Source organism: Streptomyces sp. IBSBF 3136 (genome assembly GCF_036815105.1).
Classification (GTDB): Bacteria; Actinomycetota; Actinomycetes; order Streptomycetales; family Streptomycetaceae; genus Streptomyces.
This window is the reverse complement of record NZ_JAJSZC010000009.1, coordinates 25022-46650: the sequence shown is the minus strand read 5'-3', so window position 1 is coordinate 46650 and position 21629 is coordinate 25022. Positions and strand designations below refer to the sequence as shown.

Genomic DNA, 21629 nt, shown 5'->3' with positions numbered 1-21629 from the left:
CTGTCCAGCACCACCGCGTGCGGGCTTTTCAGCTGGGCTGAAGCCGCCGGACCGCCGTCTCCCTTGTACGCCCCCGTCCCGTTGCCGGCGACGGTGCTGATCGTGCCGTCGGGCGTGACCCTGCGGATCCGGTGACTGTTGGAGTCGGAGAAGTACAGGATGCCCGTACTGTCCACCGCCACGCCGAACGGGCCGTTCAACCGGGCGGCCGTGGCGGGGCCGCCGTCGCCGCCGAACGCCGCGGCGCCCGTGCCGGCGACTGTGGTGATCGTCCCGTCGGGCGTGATCTTCCGGACCCGGTGGTTGCCGGCATCAGTGATGTAGACGACGCCCGCGGCGTCCACCACGACTTCGCGCGGCGAGTTCAACTGGGCTGCGACGCCTGGACCGTTGTCGCCGCTGAACCCGGCACGACCGGTTCCCGCGACCGTACTGATCCTGCCATCGGTCGTGATCTTCCGGACCCGGTGGCCGGCGAACTCGCAGACGTAGACAGCGCCGGCGCTGTCCATCGCCATCCCGTACGGACGGTTCAACTGAGCCAAGGATGCACGCTCTTTGTCCCCTGCCGACCCCGCGGCCCCGGTTCCCGCAACGGTCTTGATGCGGGAGGTGGTTTCATCCTCGGCTGCGTCCGCCCCATGAGGAGTACTCATCGTCATCCCTTCGTCACACCCTCAACCGCCCCTACAGGCAGTCATCACTCGACTCCAGCAAGTCACAGGGGTGTGCGGGTTGGCAAGATCACTCAAGAGTGATTGCCACTGAGCGGTGACGAGACGCCAAACCGGCTCGGCGTTCGGTGTTCCCTGCCCTGGCCCCAACTGCGCGTTCGCGGCGCGCGAGGGGCGGCGCCCGGCGCACGTGGCGCCCTGACACGCCCCAAGAGACCGGGTATCCAGTCAGGTTCCGGCCGGCCAGCCCGACCGGCCCCCGTCAGGCCACCGGATCCCGGACACGGGCCACGGCCGCGACGGCCTCGTCGAGCACCGCGAGACCCCGCTCCAACTGCCCGTCCGTCACCGTGAGCGGCGGCAGCAGCTTGACCACCTCCCCCTTGAGGCCCGCTGTCTCCAGGAGCAGCCCCGCCCGGAAGGCGGCGTCGCACACTTCCTGAGCCGCACCCGGGCGCTCGTCGAGAGGAAGACCCCAGGCCAAACCCCGTCCACGCGGGGCAGCGAGCCCATGACGCCGGGCCGTCCCAGTGAAGGAACGGTGCACTCGTTCGCCAAGCTCGGCGGTCCTGGCCGGGAGCGCGCCGTCGGACCAGAAGACCTCCAGTGCCCGGGCAGCGGTGACGAACGCCGGGTTGTAGCCCCGGAAGGTGCCGTTGTGCTCGCCGGGACGCCACACGTCGTACTCGGGACGCATCAGGGTGAGGGCCATGGGCATCCCGTAACCGCTGAGCGACTTGGACAGGCAGACGATGTCGGGCACGATTCCGGACGTCTCGAAGGAGAAGAACGGGCCGGTGCGCCCGCAGCCCATCTGGATGTCGTCGGCCACCAGCAGCGTGCCGTGCGCCAGGGTCCAAGAGGCGAGCGCCTGCAGCCACGCCGGGCGGGCGGGGTTCACACCGCCCTCGCCCTGCACGGTCTCCACCACCACGGCCGCGAGTGGCCCGTCGGCGGTCGCGGACTCCAGTGCCCGGCTCAGCCGCGTGACGGCCCTCTCGTCGTCGTCGGCCGGGTCGTCGAAAGGCACCGGCACGGTGTGCGGCAACGGGACGCCGGCCCCGGCGCGCTTGGCCGGGCTGGCGGTCACGGCGAGCGCTCCGAGCGTCATCCCGTGGAAACCGCGCTCGAAGTAGCCGACAGTACGCCGCCCGGTGACCTTGCGGGCGAGCTTGAGCGCCGCCTCGACGGCGTTGGTGCCGCCAGGTCCGGGGAACTGGACACGGTAGTCCAGACCGCGCGGGGCGAGCACTAGATCGCGCAGGCGCTCCAGGAAGGCGCCCTTGGCGGTGGTGTGCATGTCGAGTCCGTGGATGACGCCGTCGCCGGTGAGGTACTCCACCAGAGCGGCCTTCAGCTCGGGCGGGTTGTGACCGTAATTGAGGGCGCCGGCGCCTGCGAAGAAGTCCAGGTAAGTGCGGCCGTCCACGTCACGCATCTCGGCGCCGCGGGCGGTGGTGAAGACGGTGGGCCAAGCCCGGCTGTAGCTGCGGACCTCGGATTCCATGGTGGCGAAGACGCTCATCGTCGTCCCTGTCTGAGGTGGAGCGAGGGTGATGACGGGCCCCGGGATGCGACGTCGGACAGTGCAGACGACGGGAGTGGTCGACTGCTCGGGGCAGGTCAAGCGTGCCCACGACAGTGGCCGACGCGCCTGGCTGCACAGGCAGCCGAGTGAAGGGTTCGCCCTCGTCGTGCCGGAGAGCGGCTGTCCGGCTCCCGGCCGGCGCCGGACTGCCGCCTCCCACTCCTGCGTGTGAGGTGATCAGCCGTCGGGAGCAATGGATCTTGTAGGAGCGGTCACGCGCCGATAGCCATGAGCGTGTCAGGCCGCCCGCCCCGCCCGAAGGAGCAGCCAGCAGCCATGAGCACCGCCCTCACCGGAACCCCGCCCGGCGCGCCCCACCAGCCCGGCACCGATCCGTTGCTCCACCCGGACCCTGCCGTCGCCGCCGGGCACGCCGGCGCGGAGAGCCTGCTGCGTTGCTGGGCACGCGAGACCGGCGCCACCCCCGGCCCCGACGGGGTCCTGCACGTGCCAGTGCTAGGCGGTGCGGCCCGGCTCACGGCGCCCGTGCGGTACTGGTCAGCGTGCGGCTGGCACCGCTTCGGGCCGGTCACCCTGAGCGGCACAGCCGGGGCCGACGGGGCGCCCACTCCCGTGGAGGCGGTCACCCTCGCGGCCCTGGTCGGCGCGACCATCGGGCCCGGCGACGGCGGCCATCTCGCAACCTTGGTCGCCCAGGTCGCCGACTCGGTCGCCCGCACGGCCGACATCCTGGCGTACCGCCGCAGCTCGGCCGACCCGGAGCAGCGCCTGTCGTTCCTCCGCGCCGAGCAGTCCCTGCTGCTCGGCCACCCGCAGCATCCGGCGCCCAAGGGCCGCGACGGTCTCGCCCCCGCCCAGAGCGCCGTCTACTCCCCCGAGACCCACGGCGCCTTCCGCCTTCACTGGTACGCCGTCGACCGGGAGCTCCTCGCCTCCGACTCCGCCGAACCGCTCACCGCCGAGCAGATCACCGCAAGGCTGTTCGGCGACCCGGCCGCCCTGCCACCGGGCACCGCCGCCCTGCCGGTGCACCCCTGGCAGGCCGGCGAACTCGCCCTGCGCCCGGCCGTCGCGGCACTGCTGGAGGAAGGCCGCCTGCACGACCTCGGCCCGCGCGGCGAGCCGTGGCATCCGACCTCCTCGGTCCGCACCGTGCTGCGCCCCGGCACCCCTTGGATGCTCAAGCTCTCGCTCGGCCTGCGCATCACCAACTCCCGTCGGGAAAACCTGCGCAAGGAGCTGCACCGCGGACTGGAGGTGCACCGTCTGCTGGAGGCGGGCCTCGCCGCCGACTGGCGGGCCGCGCACCCCGGCTTCGACATCGTCCGCGACCCCGCCTGGATCGGCCTGGACGCCCCCGGCCTGCCCGACCCCACCGGACTGGACACGGTGGTGCGCCGCCAGCCGTTCACACCGGAGGACCGGGTGCACTGCGTCGCCGGACTCGTCGCCGAACAGCCGCTGGGCGACACTCTCGACTCCGCCCTGGCGGGAGTGGTGCGGGGCCTGGCCGCCCGCACCGCCCAGCCGCTTGCCGCCGTGGCCGCCGAGTGGTTCCAGCGCTACCTGGACGCGGTGGTGCTGCCCGTCTTGTGGTTGGACGGCCAGGGCGGCATCGCCCTGGAAGCTCACCAGCAGAACACCCTGGTCCTGCTGGACGCCGACGGCTGGCCGGTCGGCGGCCGCTACCGGGACAACCAGGGCTACTACTTCCGCGAGTCGAAGGCCGGCGAACTGTCCGCCCGGCTGCCCGGTCTCGGGCAGGTCAGCGACACCTTCGTCCCCGACCAGGTCGCCGACGAACGGTTCTGCTACTACCTCGGCATCAACCACGTCCTCGGCCTGATCGGCGCGTTCGGCTCCCAGCGCCTGGCGGACGAGGAACAACTGCTGGCCCTGCTGCGCCGTTTCCTCGCCAAACCCGCCGCTACCGCGACCGGCTCCAGCCTGCCCGCCCACCTGCTCCACGCGCCGACCCTGCGCTGCAAGGCCAACCTCCGCACCCGCCTCGAGGGCCTCGACGAACTGGTCGGCCCGGTGTCCACCCAGTCGGTGTACGTCACCCTGCCCAACCCCGTGGCTCTCCCGTGACCGCAGCAGCCCTCCCCTGCACCCTGACCACCGCCGCCGGCGAGTTCCGGCTGCGCCCCGTCCGCCCCGCCGACCTGCCACTGATCACCGGCTGGATGAACGACCCGGGCATCGCGGCCTACTGGGCGCTCGACGGGCCGGCCGAACGCACCGAGCGGCACGTGGGCGCCCAGTTGGCCGGCGACGGCAGCAGCACCCCGTGCCTGGGCCTGCTCGACGGCACTCCGATGAGCTACTGGGAGGTGTACCGCGCCGACCTCGACCCGCTCGCCCGCCATTACCGGTCAGAGCCCAACGACACCGGGATCCACCTGCTGCTGGGGCCGCCCGAGGCACGAGGGAGGGGACTCGGCAGCATCCTGCTCACCGCCCTCGCCGACCACCTGCTGAAGTACGCCCCCCGACTGGTCGGCGAGCCCGATGTCCGCAACGCCCCGTCCATCCGGGCGTTCCACGCAGCAGGCTTCCAGCGTGCGGCCGAACTCGACCTGCCCGACAAGCGGGCCGTGCTGATGACCCGCCGACCGAACTCGTCCGCCAGGGAGACCTCCACAGCATGAACCAGCTATCGACCGCACCGTACGACCTGCTCGGCGTCGGCATCGGCCCGTTCAATCTCTCGCTCGCCGCGCTGTGCGACCAAATGCCGGATCTGAACGCCCTGTTCTGCGAAGCGCGAACGGAATTCCGCTGGCACCCCGGCCTGCTGGTCGACGGCGCCAGGATGCAGGTGCCGTTCCTGGCCGACCTGGTCTCCCTGGTCGATCCGACCAACCCCTGGTCGTTCCTCAACTACCTGCGGCACCAGCAGCGGCTCTTCCCGTTCTACTTCTCCGAGCGGTTCCACCTGCCGCGCCGCGAATACGAGCACTACTGCCGCTGGACAGCCGAACGCCTGCCCAACTGCCGCTTCGGCGTCCAGGTCAGCTCGGTGCACTGGGACACCGCCGAGCAGCTGTTCCGCGTCACCGCCGGAGACCGCGAGGTCGCCGCCCACAACGTCGTCCTCGGAGTCGGCACCGAGCCATACCGGCCGACCGCGTTCGCCGCCCTGGCCGACCACCCCCGGGTCTGGCACTGCGCCCGGTACCTTGACCACCGCTCCACCCTGGACGGCGCCAGGGACATCACCGTCCTCGGCTCCGGCCAGTCCGGCGCTGAGATCTTCCTCGACCTGCTGCGCACCCGCGTCGGCGACGGCACGCGGCTGCGCTGGCTCACCCGGACCCGCGCGTTCGCCCCGATGGAGTACTCCAAGCTCGGCCTCGAGCACTTCACCCCCGACTACACCCGCTACTTCCACGGCCTCCCCGCCCCCGTGCGCGACCGCCTGGTCGGCGAACAGTGGCAGCTCTACAAGGCGGCCAGCGCCGAGACCCTCGCCGAGATCCACGACCACCTCTACCAGACCACCGTCGGGCGTCCGATCGACGCCGATCCGGTCGAGATCGTCCCCGGCACGGCGGTGACCACCGCCACCGCGAACCCTGCTGGCACCATCGAACTACGCTGCCGGCACACCGACTCCGGCACCGAAACGGTGATCCGCACCGACGCGGTGGTCATCGCCACCGGCTACCGTGCCATCCGCCCCTCAGCCCTCGACCCCATCGCCCACCTGATCGACTGGGACGAGCAGGGCCGCTACCAGGTCGACCTCCACCACCGGGTCGCCACCCTGCCCGCCCTCACCGGCGGCCTGTACGTGCAGAACGCCGAACTGCACACCCACGGCGTCGGCACCCCCGACCTCGGCCTCGGAGCCCACCGGGCCGCCGTCATCCTCAACGCGATCGCCGGCCGCACCGTCCATCCGCTACCCGCTCGCACTGCCTGGACGAGTTTCACGGCGCCCACTCCCGCCGACTCGCGACCACAGCAGATCGACGGTGCGCCCGCACGCACTCGCTGATCACGATGGGCCCCGTGACGCTGGAAGACACATCTCACGAGTGCAATTGCAAAGTAAGCGCAATCCGGAAGCGTCACAGGGACACGGTCCGCGTAAGGGGCTGACCTCATTGTGCGCGCCAACCTGACCGATCTGACGACGAGGCCGCACCGGAGTACTCCGGTGCGGCCTCGTCGTCTCACGGCTCCGCACAGACGTCCCGTCGGGAGGGGCCCGGCGGGGTCTCGCCGTATCACGGACGCCCCTATAACGCAGGGGCGAGGGAGACCGGTCTGACCAGGTTGAATACATCGCGGGCGGCGTATCGCTTGAGGCATCGGATGATCTCGCGTCGGGTCTTGCCTTCCTGGGAGCGGCGTTCGGAGTACGCCTGGGTGCGCGGGTCGTGGCGCAGGCGGGTGAAGACAATGCGGTGCAGGGCGGCGTTGGCCTGGCGGTCGCCGCCGTGGTTGAGCCGGCGCGTGCTCCGACGGCCCGAGGAATATTCGACGGGGCTGACTCCGCAAAGGGCAGCAAAGGACGCTTCGGTGTTCAGTCGCTCGGGTTTGTCTCCCATGGTGATCAGGAGAGTGACGGCGCTGTCCGGGCCGATGCCCACGGGTTCGAGCAGCTGGGGGGCGTGGCGTTCGGCGAGCCGGGTCAGGCGCTGGTTCAGCTCATCGATCTGCCCGGTGAGCTGCTCGATTGTCGGCGTACTGAGAAAAGGGCGCAGGGGCGTACAGACGAACGTGCTCAGTTGTGGGACCGGGACGACGCCCCTGCGGCCGTGGCGGCGTCCGCGGGTGACCATGGCTCGCCGGCGGTCTGCACCTGGAGCACGCGAGCGTAGGCTCTCAGGGATGCGGATCGGCGAGTTGTCCAAGCGCACGGGCGTGAGTCAGCGCTCATTGCGGTACTACGAAGAGCAGGGCCTGCTGACCAGCTCACGCTCCGATGCGGGGCAGCGTCACTATTCGGTTGCGGCGGTCCAGCGCGTGTCACTCATCCGACAGCTGCTCGACGCGGGTATGTCCAGCCGGGTGATCGCGACCGTGCTGCCGTGTGTGGACGTCCCGGATGACCTGGGCGTCGCCGAGGAGACGTTCACGGCGATGATGCGCGAGCGCGACCGGATCGACGCCGACATCGCGCACCTGATCGAGACCCGGGATGCGCTCGACGTGCTGATCAGGGCCAACAGCCGGCACCGGGCGGAGCTGTCCACGTCGCCGGAGCCGACGGCGCGGTCGACCTGATGCTGTGACCTGCATCTCAGTCGGTTGCCCCTGACATCGATGTGAGAGGTGAGGATGGCTGCGGAGCCCGGAGTCACCGGGTCGGTCACACGGGAGGCGGCAAAAGATGGGGCAGGCGTGGGGTTTTGGCAGGTATGGCGGGCCCGAGGTGCAGGAGTTCTTCGATCGTCCCGATCCCGTCCCCGGTCGCGGCGAGGTGCTGATCCGGGTCGACGTGGCCGGCGTGAATCCCCTCGACCACATGCTGCGCTCGGGTCTGGTCGACGGGCTCGACTGCGGACGTCCGTTTCCCCGTGCGCTGGGCATGGAGGCAGCCGGAACCGTTCTCGCCCTGGGCGAGGACGTCGACGGGCTCGAGGTGGGTGACGCGGTCTTCGGCTTCGCACTCACCGGCGGCGGCACCTACGCCGAGACAACTGTGCTGTCCGCGCCGAACACCGCGCGCATCCCGGAGGGTCTGTCCGCGACCGTGGCGGCAACACTGCCCGTGACCGGGACGACCGCGGTGGACGTGCTCGACCAGCTCGGCGTCCCGGCCGGTGCCACGGTCCTGGTCAACGGAGTCGGGGGCGGGGTCGGCCTCGCCGTCGCGCGGCTGGCCATCGGGCGCGAGCTGCGTGTGATCGGCACCGGGAGTACCCCCAAGCGCGAGCTCGCCGAGGCCATCGGGGTGCGGTTCATCGACTACACCGCCGGGGACGTGGTCGCCACGGCACGCGAGCTGGTTCCGGACGGCTTCGACGGGATCGTCGACCTGGTCGGAGGCACCTCGCTGCGGACGGTCGCTCCGCTGGCCCGGGATCCCCGCAACGTCATCGCCGTGGGTGATATGTCTGTGCCCGATCTCGGTGGGCGTTTCGTCGAGCGGCGCCTCGACCGCGAGAACCTGGAGCGGTCTGCCCTGCTGGCCCTCGACGGACTCCTCGCACCCGTGATTACTGCGGTCCATCCGCTCTCCGACGCCCCGGCCGCCCTCGCCACCGTCGAGACCGGTCACACCTCGGGCAAGGTTGTCATCAAGGTGGCATGAGAAGTGCCGGGCCGCCCGGCACCGTCGACCGTCCACAGCGGACTGACGAGAGCCCGTGGCCAGCGCATCACCAACTGAGCACGTTCACCTGTACGGGGTTGAGCACGTTCAGGTGTACGTCGACACTCGATGCGCTCGGCGAGCATGCGCAACGTCATGTGGGTGGCCTGGCCACCGCGTTCTCGTCTCCCCCACCATCGGGTGGGCTGAGGGACGCGCAGGTGCGGAACAGCTCGGCATTGCCCAAGCTCGACAACCGTTCCCGCAGGGCGGGGTCGGCGATGACCAGGACGGCCTTGAGCTGGTTGATCGCCTGGGTACGAGCCTTGACCGCGGAGTCCTTGGCGAGCTTGAAGATCCGGGCGCTGTGCACCGGTCCATCGCCGGACTTTGCGCGGGCCCGGGCGCGACCGCTGAGCACGGCCCGCGCGGCGGCCTGTGCGTCGATCGGGTCCGACTTCCCCAGCAGACGGCGGGCCGAGCGGTCAGGACGGTTCACCTCATATACCTCGACCTGCTACGCCAGCAGGTAACGGGACAGGCCCGCTCCGAAGGGGCCGGTGCCCTCCACACCGGCCCGACGCACCGGTCCCTGCTTACGGGCCCACACCAGCAGTTGCCGGTAGCCGGCCGCCGTCGCCGGACAGGCCTTCTTGATCGCCTGGGTGTCGTCCAGCACCATCGTCGCGCTCGGATCCCCCAACTCCCGTGCCGCGTAAGCCTGCACCTCGGCCAGCAGTCCGTCCGCGCTCCAGGACGCCTCGCCCACTCTGGATCCGGTGTGGGGCGGTATGCCCGGCTCGCCCGGCCATCCGGGGCCTGCCTCTACGTCTAACCGCGCTCTCACTCCGCCATCACCGACTGTGCGGACTCCACCGGACCGAACGGCGCTGAGCTGGCATTATGTGCCCGGAGTGGACTGGTGCGGACGCACCTGGACACCTTCTACAACCTGTGCCACGTGGTACCCAGGGAGGGGCCCAGGATCAGGACAGGTGCGTCTTCTGGCCCGTCGAAGCGGTACTGCAGGGTGTTCGGTGGTGTCTCGCTCACCCGTCAGACCCTCTCATCTCCCACGGACGCCCCTGTGACGGGGGGGGGACGCCTGATGCCGACCCCGTCGGGAGAAGCGGAACGCACAGCCGGTGGATCACCCGGTCCGCTCTCCGGGTACCGTCAGGGTATGAGTCATCCGCACCCCGAGCTGAAGCCCGCCCCGCCCCTTGCCGAAGGAGGGCTGCGGGTCATCGCCCTGGGCGGCCTGGGTGAGATCGGCCGCAACATGACCGTCTTCGAGCACGCGGGCAAGCTGCTCATCGTCGACTGCGGCGTGCTGTTCCCCGAGGAGACACAGCCCGGCGTGGACGTGATCCTGCCGGACTTCACCTCGATCCGTGACCGGCTGGACGACGTCGTGGCCGTGGTCCTCACCCACGGCCACGAGGACCACATCGGCGGCGTGCCGTACCTGCTGCGGGAGCGGTCCGACATCCCGGTCGTCGGCTCCAAGCTGACGCTGGCGTTCCTGGAGGCCAAGCTCAAGGAACACGGCATCCGGCCGCGCACGGTGCGGGTCCGGGAGGGCGACCGGCGTGGTTTCGGGCCGTTCGACTGCGAGTTCGTCGCGGTCAACCACTCCATCCCCGACAGCCTGGCGGTCGCGATCCGCACCCGGGCCGGGATGGTGCTGCACACCGGCGACTTCAAGATGGACCAGTTCCCTCTCGACGACCGCATCACCGATCTGCGTGCCTTCGCACGCCTCGGCGAGGAGGGTGTGGACCTGTTCCTCACCGACTCCACCAACGCCGAGGTGCCCGGCTTCACCACCTCCGAGCGGGAGCTGAACCCGGCGATCGAGCAGGTGATGCGCACCGCGCCGCGCCGGGTCATCGTCTCCAGCTTCGCCAGCCACGTGCACCGCATCCAGCAGGTCCTGGACGCCGCCCACCAGCACGGCCGCAAGGTCGCCTTCGTCGGCCGGTCGATGGTCCGCAACATGGGCATCGCCCGGGACCTGGGCTATCTGAAGGTCCCCTCCGGTCTGGTCGTGAGCACGAAGGAGCTGGAGAAGCTCCCGGACCACAAGGTCACTCTGGTGTGCACCGGCTCCCAGGGCGAACCGATGGCCGCGCTGTCCCGGATGGCCAACCGCGACCACATGATCCGCATCGGCAAGGGCGACACCGTCCTGCTCGCCAGCTCCCTCATCCCCGGCAACGAGAACGCCATCTACCGGGTGATCAACGGACTCACCCGGTGGGGCGCCCACGTGGTCCACAAGGGCAACGCCAAGGTGCACGTCTCCGGGCACGCCAGCGCCGGCGAACTCGTCTACTGCTACAACATCGTCAAGCCCCGCAACGTCATGCCCGTGCACGGCGAGTGGCGCCATCTGCGGGCCAACGGCGACCTCGCCATCCGTACCGGTGTCGACCCCGAGCGGGTCGTCATCGCCGAGGACGGCGTCGTCGTCGACCTGGTCGACGGGCGCGCGTCCATCACCGGCAAGGTCCCCGCAGGCAACGTCTACGTGGACGGCATGGAGGTCGGCGGCGCCACCGAAGCGTCCCTCAAGGACCGCCTCACCCTCGCCGCCGAAGGCGTGGTCACGGTGGTGGCGATCGTCGACGCGGACACCGGCGCCCTCGCCGAAGCCCCCGACTTCCTGGCCCGGGGCTTCGTCCACGACGACACCACCTTCGAGTCGGTCGTCCCCGTCATCGAGAAGACCCTGGCCGCCGCCGCCGAGGAAGGCGTCGGGGACGCGCACCAACTCGAACAGCTCCTCGCCCGCGCCGTGGCGAACTGGGCGTTCCGCACCCACCGCCGCAAGCCCCTGATCATCCCCGTCATCATCGACGCCTGAGCCACGACCGGGCGGCACGGACCCCGGTGCCGCCGCCGTCCCGGCCGCTCCCGCCAGGGTGGCGGCCGACGGCTGCGCCTGTCCGGCCGACGAGGGCCTGATCAGCGTGGACCGGACATCGCACCGCACCGCCGCCACCGTCGCGCCGGCGCACGAGGGCGTCCGTCCGATGGAGGAACCGGAGGAGGAAGAGGAAGAACAGGAGCAGCGGGTGAAGGCGGAGGGGGTAGAGGCGAACGAATGACCCGCCCTCTCCCCCTCGTCCAGAGGTAACCTGACCGCACCGAGAGCTTTTCGCGCAGCGCGACCTGCGGTGCCGTTCCCGGCGAGTGACGAAACGGGCAGTCGTCCCACGGCTCCCGGGACGGGACCGCACGATGGAACCCGGCGGAACACCGGCCGAAGGCGCGTCCTCGGCCGACGCGCACACGTACCGCATGCCCACGCCTCGCCTGACCCTCACCCCGGACGTCAGCCACGGTCCGCTGGACGGGGCCTGGTGGCCGCGCTGCGACGCTCTGGAGCTCGAACTCCCCTCGCTCGTCGGATCGTTGGAGCCGGACCCGGACACGACGGTACGGGTCACCGTGGACCCCGCCGAATGGCCCGACACCCCGCGCACCGTCATGGCGCCCGGCCGGGTGATCGCCGTGGAGTCGACCGGCCCCGGAGGCGAGACACACGTCATCTCCCTGGACTGCGGCTCCGTGGGGCGCTGGGTGCTCCTGGTCGTCCCGCCGGAGGAGCCGGCCGGAACGGCCGCCCGGCTGCTGGCCGCCGCGGCCGACCCCGAGAACCCGCTGACCGCCGCGCGCATGCTGGCCCTCGCCGAGACCGGTCGGCTCGAAGGCACGACCGGAGAGGCGTAATGAGGCACTTGGGCCCTGGGGCGCCCACGGCCGACACCGTCGTCCCGCCCTGCCTCCATCCCTCGGCGAGCCGTTGACCACGCAAGGTGGAAGACCCGCGCTCTTCGGCGAGTGCCGCATCGTCCCCGCACACCGCGAACGGGACAGGCAGACCGTGGCGCCGCCGGCCCGCGTCCTGGCCGAGGCCGGCGCGGGCCGGCCGGGACGGCCAGGACCGACCTGACGAAACGCCCGCACCGGCGCGGCGGAGCCGCCCGGTGGCCCGTGTGACCGCACCGGCGAGCCGGGCGGGCGCTCCCGCCACCGAGAGACCTCGTCCTCCGCACAGGATGACGTACCGCCCCGAACCACTCGACAGGACGCCTTCATGACGACCGACCGCCTACGGCCTCCGCCGCCGGCTCCGCCCCTCCTCCGCCTGTACCTGGCGCCCGAGAGCACGCTGCCGCGCCGTATCGACGGAGCGTGGTGGCCGCGCACCTCCGATCTGCCCGCAGAACTCCCGCAGCTCCTCTCCGGCCTGCCCCGGGGCTGGGGCCGCATCCTCGGTGTCCGGGTGAACGGCACGGTGTGGACCGGAGCGCCGGCCCGCGTGCTCATCCGCGACCAGGTCGTCCGGGTGCGCGGGACCACCACGGCGCACGCGTCGAGCACCGTCGTTCTGATGGCACCCGGGCATGGGCGCAGGGACCTGCTGGTCGTGCCGCCGGAGGCGACCGAGCGGGCCGTCGCCTCGCTCGTGTCCGCCGCCGGTCTGACGGCGGCACCGGGCAGCTCCGCGTCCTGAGCGCGGCGCGCGGGCGGCGGGAGACCTGTCACGGCGCCGCACACCTCTGCGGGCCGGACGACGCCGTGTGTATGAACCGGGAAATACGCCGGAAGCCGGACGAGCACGGCGCGAATATCTGGTCCCGCCACTACAGAAATACACCCCGGCGCGGGAGCATGATTTCCGACGCCCCCCACACCGCGTCACGTTCTCCATCCAGCCTGTGTTAACGTGATACCAGTTGCAGTTTTGGTTACCAGAGATTTTTTCTTTGCAGAGCTTTCCGGATCTTTCCGGAGGGGTGATCATCGCGGCGACTCGGCTTCGCAGAGTGCGGAGACCGGCACTGCCCCCCAAGGGAGATTCAATATGGCATCTGGCACCGTGAAGTGGTTCAACGCGGAAAAGGGCTTCGGCTTCATCGAGCAGGAGGGCGGCGGCGCTGACGTGTTCGCCCACTACTCGAACATCATCAGCAACGGTGGCTTCCGCGAGCTTCAGGAAGGCCAGAAGGTCAGCTTCGACGTCACTCAGGGCCAGAAGGGCCCGCAGGCCGAGAACATCGTTCCCGCCTGACGCTGACGCGTATCTGACGCGAGCCGACGGTTCGCGCGCATCATGTGGCTGAGGCCCGTGCTCTAGGGGTACGGGCCCCAGTCATTTTTCCGTTTTCCCTTCCAGCGCCACGAGGCAGTCCCGGCTCTGCTTTTTGTTCGGCTCATTCTTGCGAATCCTCGTGCGGCCGTCGCCGCTGGACGGAATTCCTCGATACGCCGCATCGAGGAAGGTTCTTCCATGAACCGCACCCCGCTTCATACCGGAACCGCTTCCGGCAGCCGCTTGCGTACGCAGGGGACGGCCCGCCAGGGCCACCGCCCGGGCACCGGGCGAAGGACCGGCCAGGACGTACGCTCCGCCCCGCGCCGACAGGAGTTCGCCCTGCCGGTCACCCGCACCGAGGCGCTGCCGGCGGTCTGGACCGTCGCCGAACCGGAGGTGGGCGGCATGTCGCCAGGCCGCCAGGCGGGTCCGGACGCTGGACGTGTCCCCCGTGATCGATGAACACGGCTACGCCCTGGGCGTGCTCGCTCTCACGCCCTGACCGTCGTCCGGCCGCGTCGAGCTGCCGGCTTCCCCGATGTTCTCCCGCACCCCTGTGGAGGCAGCCATGCGCTGTGTCATCGCCAGATTCCCCTTCGACCTGATCAAGAGTGAGGTCGAACAGTCCATGAGCGGCATCACGCCCGATCCCGTCACCGGCGTGTCGGTGACCATCGGCCGCCGCGTGTACCCCTTGATGCAGGTCGGGGAAGTGATCACCAAGCAGAACCGCCGGGACTTCACCACGGGCGAGATCCGCCGGGCACTGACCCGACTCGGCTTCACCTGCCAGGAAGCCCGCCCGGTAACGGCGCCCTGGGACGTGCGAGCCGACGAGGACCCGCTCGGCTGGTGAACGCTCCCGGTCGAGCCGGGGACGTCCGGGCGGCCTCGGCTTCCGCCGTGTCCCGCGGCAGCTCGTCGTACGTGTGCTGGTGGCGGATCAGCAGCGCCGGCGCGCTGCGTACCTCGGGCTCCTCCCGGACCGGTCCGTCAAGCGGCGTGACCGGGCGATCCCCCGCGTCGGACGCCGCCGGCGGTCACGGATCGTCCGGCGTGCCCAGGCCCGTCAGGGCGCCGACCGGGTCCAGGTCCGGGGTGCCCCGGGGCCACCAGTCGTCCTGACCGGGCTCGGACTCGTAGGCGTACCAGAGGCCGTCGCGGCCCAGGCGGAGCTGGACGTGGCCGCGGGGGTGGGTCAGGCGGTTGCGCCAGGGACGGAACGCCGGGAGGTCGGCGGCGAGCAGCAGCGGGCGGGCCCGGTCGAAGCGGCCGGCCGGCGGGTCCCACGGCTCGTCGAGGACGGCCAGGCCCTCCAGGCCGCCCTGCCGCCAGGCGGCCACCGCACGGGCCAGGTCGGCCGTGGTACGGCCGGTGGCCTCCGCGAGCGTCGCGTACAGGGCCCGGCTGGTGGCCGTCAGACCGGACCCGGGCCGGGCGGCGGCGAGCCGTACGGCGTCCTCCCTGAGCGTCAGTTCACCGACCGGGTCACGGCCGGTGGCGAGCAGCGCGTGCGCGCGGGCGGCGGCGTCGGTCGCCAGCTGGTCCAGCGCGAAGGGGTCGGGACCGCCGGGGGCCGCCGGGTACACCGGCGGTTGCTCGGGGTGCGGCGGAACGGGCAACGGCACGGGCAGCGGCGGCCGTCCGCGCGGCGCGAGGACGTCGGTGGCGCGTACCCCGGGCAGGCTCCTCGGCGCTCCCTCCCGGGCGGCCCGGGCCGCCCGCGCGGCACTGCGGCGGGAGAGCGCGTCGAGCAGCTCCTTCTCCCCCCGGCCGCGCAGCAGGAGCAGCACGAAGGGGTCGGCGTCGAGCAGGCGTGCCGTCTGGTAGCAGAGGGCGGCCGCGTGCTTGCAGGGATGACCGGAATCGGGGCAGCTGCAGCGCGGGGCGAGGTCGCCGGGCCCGGGCAGCAGGGGCACACCGCAGTCGGCGAGGGACTGGGGCAACTCCTTGTCCAGCAGGGCCGCGATGTGCCCGGGCCGGTCGGCGGCCGCGTCCAGGAACCGCTCCCAGTCGTGGTCCTCCAGTGTGCGCAGCCGCACCTGGACCCGGTACGGGCGCGGTCTGCTCCCCCGTACGTACGCGAGTACCGTCCCCGGGGTCACGGTGATCGCGTCGACGTTCCCCTGCTCCGCGTAACCCCGGCCACGGGCGAGTCGCCCGGGGTCCAGCGCGCCCCGCTCCAGCGCGTCGATCCAGGCGTTGCCCCACCACGTCTCGGCGAACTCCGGAGCCCCTTCGACTGCCGTCCGGGGCGCCAACGCCGGGAAGGTGCGGCGCAGTTCGGTGTCCCGGTGCGGGGTGGCCATGGTGGTGGGGATCTGTGGTGGGGCCGCGCCCGCGGGGTCGGGATCGGCGAGGTGGGAGTGACCGCGTGGGGGCGCGGGGGCGACCATGCCGGTGTCGTGCGCTGCGGTGTGGTGCGTTCCGGTGTCGGGGGTGCCGCTGCCGTCCTCGGTGCCGGCGTCCTGTGTGCCGGCCTCGTCGGGGGAGGTGTCCTGCCAGGAGGGCATGCGGAAGGCGTTCGTGAGGAACTGCCGCATCTCGCGCGCGGCCTCGACCCGGGCCGTGCGGGGCTCGTCCCCGGGACGCTCGGGACCGGACGTGGTGCGCGCCGAGGAGGTGGCCGGGCGCGCCTTGGTGCGCCCTCCGCGCGGCATGCCCGGCGCGGTCCCGGCACGCAGCGCCTGCGAGCGAGCCGCGCGCAGCGCCTGCCGGGCGGCGTCGCCGGCGGCAGGTTCCGCGCCGGCTGCCCCGGCCGCGCCCTCCGCCGCAGCCGCCCCAGCCGCTTGCACCTCCCCGGCACCCTCGACTCCCCCGGCCGGGGGCCTCTCCTGCGCAGCGGTCGCCGCTTCGTCGTCCCGTCCCGTCGAGCGTGCCGCGGCGACGGCGGCTCGCAGCGCCGCTCTCGCGACGTCGCCGGGCCGCCGCTCATCCGCCGGCCCGTCCTCGCCCGGCGCCTCGTCCGAAGCCTCGTCCGGGTCAGGCGCCGGCCGGTGCGCCCGCGTCGGCACCTCGGCCGTTTCCGGCGCCGGCGGGTGCACCGGCGCCTCGGGGACCGGGGCGCCCTGCGCGCCGGACGGCGCAGGCGTCCGCGTGTCCGGGGTGCCCGGCACACCGCCGTCCCGCTCGGCGTCCGCACGCTCCCGTGCCGCTCGCAGGGCGCGGCGGGCGGCGTCCCCTGGGCGCTGGTCCCCGGTGGTCACGAGGTCCTCCGCAGCGAGACCAGGTCGGACAGTTCGCGGTCGGTCAGTTCGGTCAGGGCCGACTCGCCGGAGCCGAGGACGGCGTCGGCCAGGGCGCGCTTGGACTCCAGCATCTCGGCGATGCGGTCCTCGACCGTGCCCTCGGTGACCAGGCGGTGGACCTGGACGGGCTGGGTCTGGCCGATGCGGTAGGCCCGGTCGGTGGCCTGTTCCTCGACGGCCGGGTTCCACCAGCGGTCGAAGTGGACGACATGGCCGGCGCGGGTGAGGTTCAGGCCGGTGCCGGCCGCCTTCAGGGACAGCACCAGGACCGGGGTCTCGCCGTTCTGGAAGCGGTCGACCATGCGCTCGCGCTCCGGCACCGGGGTGCCGCCGTGCAGGAGGTCGACGGGGACCGCGCGGGCGGACAGGTGGGCGGTGATGAGGCGGGCCATGCCGACGTACTGCGTGAAGACGAGGGCAGAGCCGTCCTCGGCGAGCAGGGTGTCCAGCAGTTCGTCGAGCAGGGCGAGCTTTCCGGAGCGGGCCGCGAGCCGGTCGGCGGGCGGATCCTCCTTCAGGTACAGCGCCGGGTGGTCGCAGATCTGCTTCAGGGCGCCGAGCAGCTTCAGGACCAGGCCCCGGCGGCCGATGCCCTCCGCCGACTCGATGGCCAGCATCGACTCGCGCACCACCGCCTCGTACAGCGCGGCCTGTTCGCGGGTGAGCGGCACCGGGTGGTCCGTCTCGGTCTTGGGCGGCAGTTCGGGGACGATGCCGGGGTCGGACTTCCTGCGCCGCAGGAGGAAGGGGCGGACCAGGCGGGCCAGGCGCTCCACCGCCTCCGCGTCCTCGCCGTTCTCCACGGCGCGCGCGTGCCGGGCGCGGAAGGATTTCAAGGGGCCGAGGAGCCCGGGGGTGGTCCAGTCGAGCAGGGCCCACAGCTCGGAGAGGTTGTTCTCCACCGGGGTGCCGGTGAGGGCCACGCGCGCGGGTGCCGGGACGGTGCGCAGCGCCTTGGCGGTCGCCGAGTAGGGGTTCTTCACGTGCTGGGCCTCGTCGGCGACGATCATCCCCCAGGGCTGTTCGGCGAGCCGGGGCGCGGTGGAGCGCATCGTGCCGTACGTGGTGAGGACGAAGCCGCCGGCCAGGCCGTCGAGGGTGCGGTCGGGTCCGTGGAAGCGGCGGACCGGGACGCCGGGCGCGAACCGGGTGATCTCGCGCTGCCAGTTGCCCAGCAGGGAGGCGGGGCACACCACCAGGGTCGGTTCGGGGCGGGCGCGCTTGAGGTGCAGGGCGATGAGCGTGACGGTCTTGCCGAGTCCCATGTCGTCGGCGAGGCAGCCGCCGAGGCCGAGGGAGGTCATCTGGTCGAGCCAGGCCAGGCCGCGCCGCTGGTAGTCGCGCAGGGTGGCGGCGAGGCCGGCGGGCGGTTCGGCCGGGTGCAGTCCGGCCGTGAGGCGGTCGCGCAGCGCGGCCAGCGCGCCGACGGGGACGGCCTCGACGCTCTCGCCGTCGATCTCGGCGGTGCCGGTGAGGGCGACGGACAGCGCGTCGACCGGGTCGAGCAGGCCCAGTTCCCGCTTGCGGGCCTTGCGGACCAGGGCGGGGTCGACCAGCACCCAGCGGTCCCGGAGCCGTACGACGGGCCGGTGGGCCTCGGCGAGCGCGTCCATCTCGGCCTCGCTGAGCGGGTCCCCGCCGAGCGCCAGCTGCCAGCGGAACTGCAGCAGGTCCTCGCTCTCGAAGAACCCGGTGCCGTCGGTCGCCGAGCCGGGCGCGGGCCGGACCACCGCGGTGGCGGCCAGGTCGCGGGCGAGGTCGCGAGGCCAGTGCACGGCGACCCCGGCGGCGGCGAGCCGGCCGGCGGCCACGCCGAGCAGCTCCCCCAGTTCCTCCTCGGACAGGGCGAGGACGTCCGGGACGTCCTGTTCGGCGAGCCGGTCCAGGGGCGGCCAGACCCGGGCCGCTCGCCGGACGGCGAGCGCGGCGTCCACGCGCGCGCGGGGGCCGAAGGCGGTGTCCGCCTCCCCCGCCCACAGGGCCGCCGCGTCGGCCACCAGGGTCGGGTCGGCGAGGCTGTGCACCTGGACGAGCGCGGCTCCCGCGGCGCGCGCGCCGTCGGCGGTTCCGGCGTCGAAGACGTCGTACGCGGAGAGGTCGAGGCGGAGCGAGATCCGTACGCCCGCGTCCATGCCGGCGGCGACCTCGGCGGCCCAGTCGTGGGCGGCGGGCAGCGGCTGGGGCTCGCGGGCGGCGAACGGGCGTCCTGAGGTCAGGTGGGCGGCCGGGGTGCGGGGCAGGGTGTCGGCGACCGCGTCCAGGAAGGAGCGGACCAGTGCCTCCGGCTCGGGCAGCCGCAGCGGGCCCGGTTCCGGCAGCGGGACGGCGTGGCCCTCGGGGGGCAGGGCCGCGGCGACCGCGCGCAGGTGGGCGATGTCGGCGGGTTCGAGCGGGCCGGCCCGCCAGGCGTCGTGACCGCTCGGGGTGAGGCCGGGCAGCAGGCGGCCGCGGGCGACGAGCCGCAGCGCGTGCAGGGCGGCGGCGCCCCAGCAGGCCGTGGCGGGGTGGGCGGCCGGGTCGCGGCGGGCCCGGACCAGCAGCGGCAGCGCCTCGGCGAGCGGCAGGGTGAGCGCGGCGACCTGGCGCCGGCGCACGCCCGTGCCGTGCCGCCGTACGACGGTGAGGTCCTCGGTGCGGCCGTCGGGCAGGGGGCCGCCGTCGGGGTCCCAGAAGGCGACACGGCCCTCGCGCGGGAGGGGCGCGGGCAGGTAGACGGACGCGAGGCGCACCGGGACCGGGTCCCCGGCCCGCGGGGTGCCGCCCGTGCGCTCGGCCACCGCCGGCGTGCCGCCGCTCATACGTCCTGCCACCTCCCGCCCCTTCGTCGGATCAGACGTCTTCGACTCTACGGGCGGGGTCTGACAACCGGCTCCGGCGGCCGGCGCGGGCCCGGTTCACCGGGCGGCGCGGGAGACGGCGCGCGCCTGCGGGACGGCGCGCGGGGGCCACGGACGCCTACGGCACGGTGCGGGAGACGACGTACACCATCGGATAGTTCGGGTCGGAGGTGTTGACGACCACGTCCTGGGTGGGCGCCGGGTTCTTCTGCTGGTGGGTGAGGCCCGCCCAGGGGCCGGGGCCGGTGAAGTTCCAGCCGGAGACCTTGCGGTCGCGGGCGCCGACGGTGATGTCGCCCTGCTTCAGCTGCTCGCGGCGCGCGCCCATGGCGCCGAGGAAGCTGTCCAGGCCCGCGGGGGTGGTGCGGAACTGCGCGTACAGGCGGCTGGTCTTCCAGTTGTTGGTCTCGTAGTAGGCGACGTAGTCGGCGGGGTGCGGGATCGCCATCCGGTACAGGCGGCGCTGCACCTTGGACGGCCAGCCCGGGGTGAGGCCGGTCGCCGAGTACTTCGCCTCCTTGTCCTTGCCGCTGTTGCGGCTCTGGTTGGCGGAGATCACCAGGTAGCCCGCGGGGACGCCGATGAGCAGTCCGATGATCAGCAGGGTCAGCGCCCTGCGCCTGGCCTTGTGGCGCGGGTTCTCGGACGGCCGGCGCGGTTCGTCCGGGGGCGCGGCCTGGTGCGGCAGCGACGCGGTCATGCGGTGTCCCCGGAGCGGCGGGCCTGGGCGTACCGCTCGTAGCGGTCGTGGCGCTCCACCCGGCGCCGCTTGGCCCGCCGGAACCGGCGGGCGACCAGCCGGGCGAGGTCGGCGGCGCCGACCATGCCGGCCTCGGGGCCGAGCTGGGCGCGGGTGATGCGGGCCTCGGGGCGGTAGCCGCGGCCGGTGAGGTGGCGTTTGAAGGCGTCCCGGGCGGGGCCGATGAGCAGGTCGTCGGCGGCGCTGACGCCGCCGCCGATCACGAAGCAGGAGGGGTCGAGGGCGGCGGCGAGGTTGGCGATGCCGACGCCGAGCCACTGGCCGATGTCCTGGAGCAGTTCCACGCACATGGCGTCGCCCTCGCGGGCCAGCTCGGTGATCATCGGGCCGGTGATGTCGCCGATGTTGCCCTTGACGTGCTCGATGATCCCGTAGGCCACCGGGGAGTCGGCGGCGGCCAGCTCCCGGGCCTCGCGGACGAGGGCGTTCCCGGAGCTGTACTGCTCCCAGCAGCCGCGGTTGCCGCACGGGCAGCGGTGGCCGCCGGGGACGACCTGCATGTGGCCGAACTCGCCGGCGACGCCGTACTTGCCGCGCTTGACCTGGCCGTCCTCCAGGATCGCGCCGCCGATGCCGGTGCCGAGGGTGATCATGACCAGGTGGTCCTCGCCGCGGCCGGCGCCGAAGCGCCACTCGGCCCAGGCCGCGGTGTTGGCGTCGTTGTCCACGAGGACGGGCACCGACAGACGGCCGGCGAGGCGGTCGCGCAGCGGCTCGTTGCGCCAGGACAGGTGGGGCGCGAAGAGGACGCGGTTGCGGTCGGCGTCGACCCAGCCGGCGGCGCCGATGCCGACCGCGTGCACGTCGTGCCGGTCGGACAGGTCAAGCACCAGTTCGGCGATGGTGTCCTCGACGACCTTGGGGCTCTTGGACTTGTCCGGGGTCTCCGTGCGGAGCTTCTCCAGGATGTTGCCGTCCGCGTCCACCACGCCGGCCATGACCTTCGTGCCGCCGATGTCGATGCCGACGGTGGGGACGCGCGGGGCGGTCAGATGGGACCGGCGCTCCCTGGTACCGACCGTGCGCAGGACGGGGGCGCGGCGCGAGCCGATGGGGGCCGTGAGGTCGCGGTAGGTGCTCATCGCGGTCGATTGTGCCGCACGCGCACGCCCGGTGCGGCGCGGGGCGGGAGGAGGGAACGCGCGAGCGAGGCCGTCCGCGGGTGCGTCGTGGCCCGTCGCGCGGT

Annotated in this window: 19 protein-coding genes and 1 pseudogene; 11 read left to right on the top strand and 9 right to left on the bottom strand. The window is 72.6% G+C overall.

Annotated elements, in window-relative coordinates; genetic code table 11:
* On the bottom strand, positions 1-662 hold a 662-nt coding region (locus V7E45_RS03605), incomplete at its 3' end, for an NHL domain-containing protein (RefSeq protein WP_443055927.1).
* A 274-nt stretch (positions 663-936) separates the two neighbouring features.
* Complete coding sequence (locus V7E45_RS03600) at positions 937-2199, bottom strand: aspartate aminotransferase family protein (RefSeq protein WP_333772578.1); 1263 nt, start codon at positions 2197-2199, stop codon at positions 937-939.
* 291 nt (positions 2200-2490) lie between these two features.
* Here V7E45_RS03600 and V7E45_RS03595 point away from each other — a divergent pair, with 291 nt between their 5' ends.
* Genes V7E45_RS03595 through V7E45_RS03585 form a run of 3 tightly spaced genes read left to right on the top strand, consistent with a single transcriptional unit; the run spans position 2491 to position 6226 of the window.
* Positions 2491-4314: an IucA/IucC family protein gene (locus V7E45_RS03595; protein ID WP_443055926.1), complete on the top strand. Its 1824-nt coding sequence runs from the start codon at positions 2491-2493 to the stop codon at positions 4312-4314.
* On the top strand, positions 4311-4874 hold the full coding sequence (locus V7E45_RS03590) for a GNAT family N-acetyltransferase (protein WP_443055925.1): 564 nt from the start codon (positions 4311-4313) through the stop codon (positions 4872-4874). The genes V7E45_RS03595 and V7E45_RS03590 overlap by 4 nt, the downstream gene beginning before the upstream one ends.
* Complete coding sequence (locus V7E45_RS03585; protein WP_333772576.1) at positions 4871-6226, top strand: lysine N(6)-hydroxylase/L-ornithine N(5)-oxygenase family protein; 1356 nt, start codon at positions 4871-4873, stop codon at positions 6224-6226. Before V7E45_RS03590 ends, V7E45_RS03585 begins: the two co-directional genes overlap by 4 nt.
* 244 nt (positions 6227-6470) lie before the next feature.
* Here V7E45_RS03585 and V7E45_RS03580 read toward each other — a convergent pair.
* Positions 6471-6911, bottom strand: a pseudogene (locus tag V7E45_RS03580) (transposase); the annotation flags it as partial.
* 154 nt (positions 6912-7065) lie between these two features.
* Between V7E45_RS03580 and V7E45_RS03575 the strand changes: the two are divergent.
* Both V7E45_RS03575 and V7E45_RS03570 read left to right on the top strand, forming a co-directional pair.
* The gene (locus tag V7E45_RS03575) at positions 7066-7461 is read left to right on the top strand and encodes a MerR family transcriptional regulator (protein WP_333772574.1); all 396 of its coding nucleotides are present in this window, start codon (positions 7066-7068) and stop codon (positions 7459-7461) included.
* 148 nt (positions 7462-7609) lie between these two features.
* A complete protein-coding gene (locus V7E45_RS03570) occupies positions 7610-8491 on the top strand; it encodes an NADP-dependent oxidoreductase (RefSeq protein WP_333772573.1) in 882 nt (293 codons plus the stop codon).
* Between the two features lie 154 nt (positions 8492-8645).
* Here the strand turns inward: V7E45_RS03570 and V7E45_RS03565 are convergent, their stop codons facing one another.
* On the bottom strand, positions 8646-8990 hold the full coding sequence (locus tag V7E45_RS03565; protein ID WP_333772572.1) for a hypothetical protein: 345 nt from the start codon (positions 8988-8990) through the stop codon (positions 8646-8648).
* Positions 8991-9008: 18 nt separating this feature from the next.
* A complete protein-coding gene (locus tag V7E45_RS03560) occupies positions 9009-9260 on the bottom strand; it encodes a hypothetical protein (protein ID WP_333772571.1) in 252 nt (83 codons plus the stop codon).
* Between the two features lie 414 nt (positions 9261-9674).
* Here V7E45_RS03560 and V7E45_RS03555 point away from each other — a divergent pair, with 414 nt between their 5' ends.
* From V7E45_RS03555 to V7E45_RS03530, 6 genes are all read left to right on the top strand, one after another.
* Entirely contained in the window at positions 9675-11360 is a 1686-nt protein-coding gene (locus tag V7E45_RS03555; protein WP_333772570.1) for a ribonuclease J, read from the top strand.
* Between the two features lie 58 nt (positions 11361-11418).
* Positions 11419-11604: a hypothetical protein gene (locus tag V7E45_RS03550; RefSeq protein WP_333772569.1), complete on the top strand. Its 186-nt coding sequence runs from the start codon at positions 11419-11421 to the stop codon at positions 11602-11604.
* Between the two features lie 193 nt (positions 11605-11797).
* Positions 11798-12229 (top strand): DUF5994 family protein, encoded by a 432-nt coding sequence (locus tag V7E45_RS03545; RefSeq protein WP_333772568.1) that lies wholly within the window; start codon positions 11798-11800, stop codon positions 12227-12229.
* A 367-nt stretch (positions 12230-12596) separates the two neighbouring features.
* On the top strand, positions 12597-13016 hold the full coding sequence (locus tag V7E45_RS03540) for a DUF5994 family protein (protein ID WP_333772567.1): 420 nt from the start codon (positions 12597-12599) through the stop codon (positions 13014-13016).
* A gap of 351 nt (positions 13017-13367) precedes the next feature.
* Positions 13368-13574, top strand: a complete 207-nt coding sequence (locus V7E45_RS03535) for a cold-shock protein (protein WP_020943091.1) — start codon at positions 13368-13370, stop codon at positions 13572-13574.
* A gap of 592 nt (positions 13575-14166) precedes the next feature.
* Positions 14167-14454 carry an SCO5918 family protein gene (locus V7E45_RS03530; protein ID WP_333772566.1) on the top strand — a complete coding sequence of 96 codons (288 nt, stop codon included), beginning with the start codon at positions 14167-14169 and terminating at the stop codon, positions 14452-14454.
* 184 nt (positions 14455-14638) lie between these two features.
* Here V7E45_RS03530 and V7E45_RS03525 read toward each other — a convergent pair whose 3' ends face one another.
* The 4 genes from V7E45_RS03525 to V7E45_RS03510 all read right to left on the bottom strand — a co-directional run bounded on the left by V7E45_RS03525 (position 14639) and on the right by V7E45_RS03510 (position 21525).
* Positions 14639-16804: an SWIM zinc finger family protein gene (locus tag V7E45_RS03525; protein ID WP_333772565.1), complete on the bottom strand. Its 2166-nt coding sequence runs from the start codon at positions 16802-16804 to the stop codon at positions 14639-14641.
* Positions 16801-19644 (bottom strand): DEAD/DEAH box helicase, encoded by a 2844-nt coding sequence (locus V7E45_RS03520; RefSeq protein ID WP_333772564.1) that lies wholly within the window; start codon positions 19642-19644, stop codon positions 16801-16803. The genes V7E45_RS03525 and V7E45_RS03520 overlap by 4 nt, the downstream gene beginning before the upstream one ends.
* A gap of 157 nt (positions 19645-19801) precedes the next feature.
* Entirely contained in the window at positions 19802-20383 is a 582-nt protein-coding gene (locus tag V7E45_RS03515) for a sugar kinase (protein ID WP_333772563.1), read from the bottom strand.
* Positions 20380-21525 (bottom strand): ROK family glucokinase, encoded by a 1146-nt coding sequence (locus V7E45_RS03510; RefSeq protein WP_333772562.1) that lies wholly within the window; start codon positions 21523-21525, stop codon positions 20380-20382. The genes V7E45_RS03515 and V7E45_RS03510 overlap by 4 nt, the downstream gene beginning before the upstream one ends.
* Between the last annotated feature and the right edge of the window lie 104 nt (positions 21526-21629).

Bases quoted from the DNA above. Each gene is read 5' to 3' on its own strand.
- V7E45_RS03515 (WP_333772563.1), bottom strand. From the start codon at position 20,383: ATGACCGCGTCGCTGCCGCACCAGGCCGCGCCCCCGGACGAACCGCGC.
- V7E45_RS03575 (WP_333772574.1), top strand. From the start codon at position 7,066: ATGCGGATCGGCGAGTTGTCCAAGCGCACGGGCGTGAGTCAGCGCTCA.
- V7E45_RS03510 (WP_333772562.1), bottom strand. From the start codon at position 21,525: ATGAGCACCTACCGCGACCTCACGGCCCCCATCGGCTCGCGCCGCGCC.
- V7E45_RS03540 (WP_333772567.1), top strand. From the start codon at position 12,597: ATGACGACCGACCGCCTACGGCCTCCGCCGCCGGCTCCGCCCCTCCTC.
- V7E45_RS03545 (WP_333772568.1), top strand. From the start codon at position 11,798: ATGCCCACGCCTCGCCTGACCCTCACCCCGGACGTCAGCCACGGTCCG.
- V7E45_RS03520 (WP_333772564.1), bottom strand. From the start codon at position 19,644: ATGAGCGGCGGCACGCCGGCGGTGGCCGAGCGCACGGGCGGCACCCCG.
- V7E45_RS03555 (WP_333772570.1), top strand. From the start codon at position 9,675: ATGAGTCATCCGCACCCCGAGCTGAAGCCCGCCCCGCCCCTTGCCGAA.
- V7E45_RS03535 (WP_020943091.1), top strand. From the start codon at position 13,368: ATGGCATCTGGCACCGTGAAGTGGTTCAACGCGGAAAAGGGCTTCGGC.
- V7E45_RS03595 (WP_443055926.1), top strand. From the start codon at position 2,491: ATGAGCGTGTCAGGCCGCCCGCCCCGCCCGAAGGAGCAGCCAGCAGCC.
- V7E45_RS03585 (WP_333772576.1), top strand. From the start codon at position 4,871: ATGAACCAGCTATCGACCGCACCGTACGACCTGCTCGGCGTCGGCATC.
- V7E45_RS03530 (WP_333772566.1), top strand. From the start codon at position 14,167: ATGCGCTGTGTCATCGCCAGATTCCCCTTCGACCTGATCAAGAGTGAG.
- V7E45_RS03600 (WP_333772578.1), bottom strand. From the start codon at position 2,199: ATGAGCGTCTTCGCCACCATGGAATCCGAGGTCCGCAGCTACAGCCGG.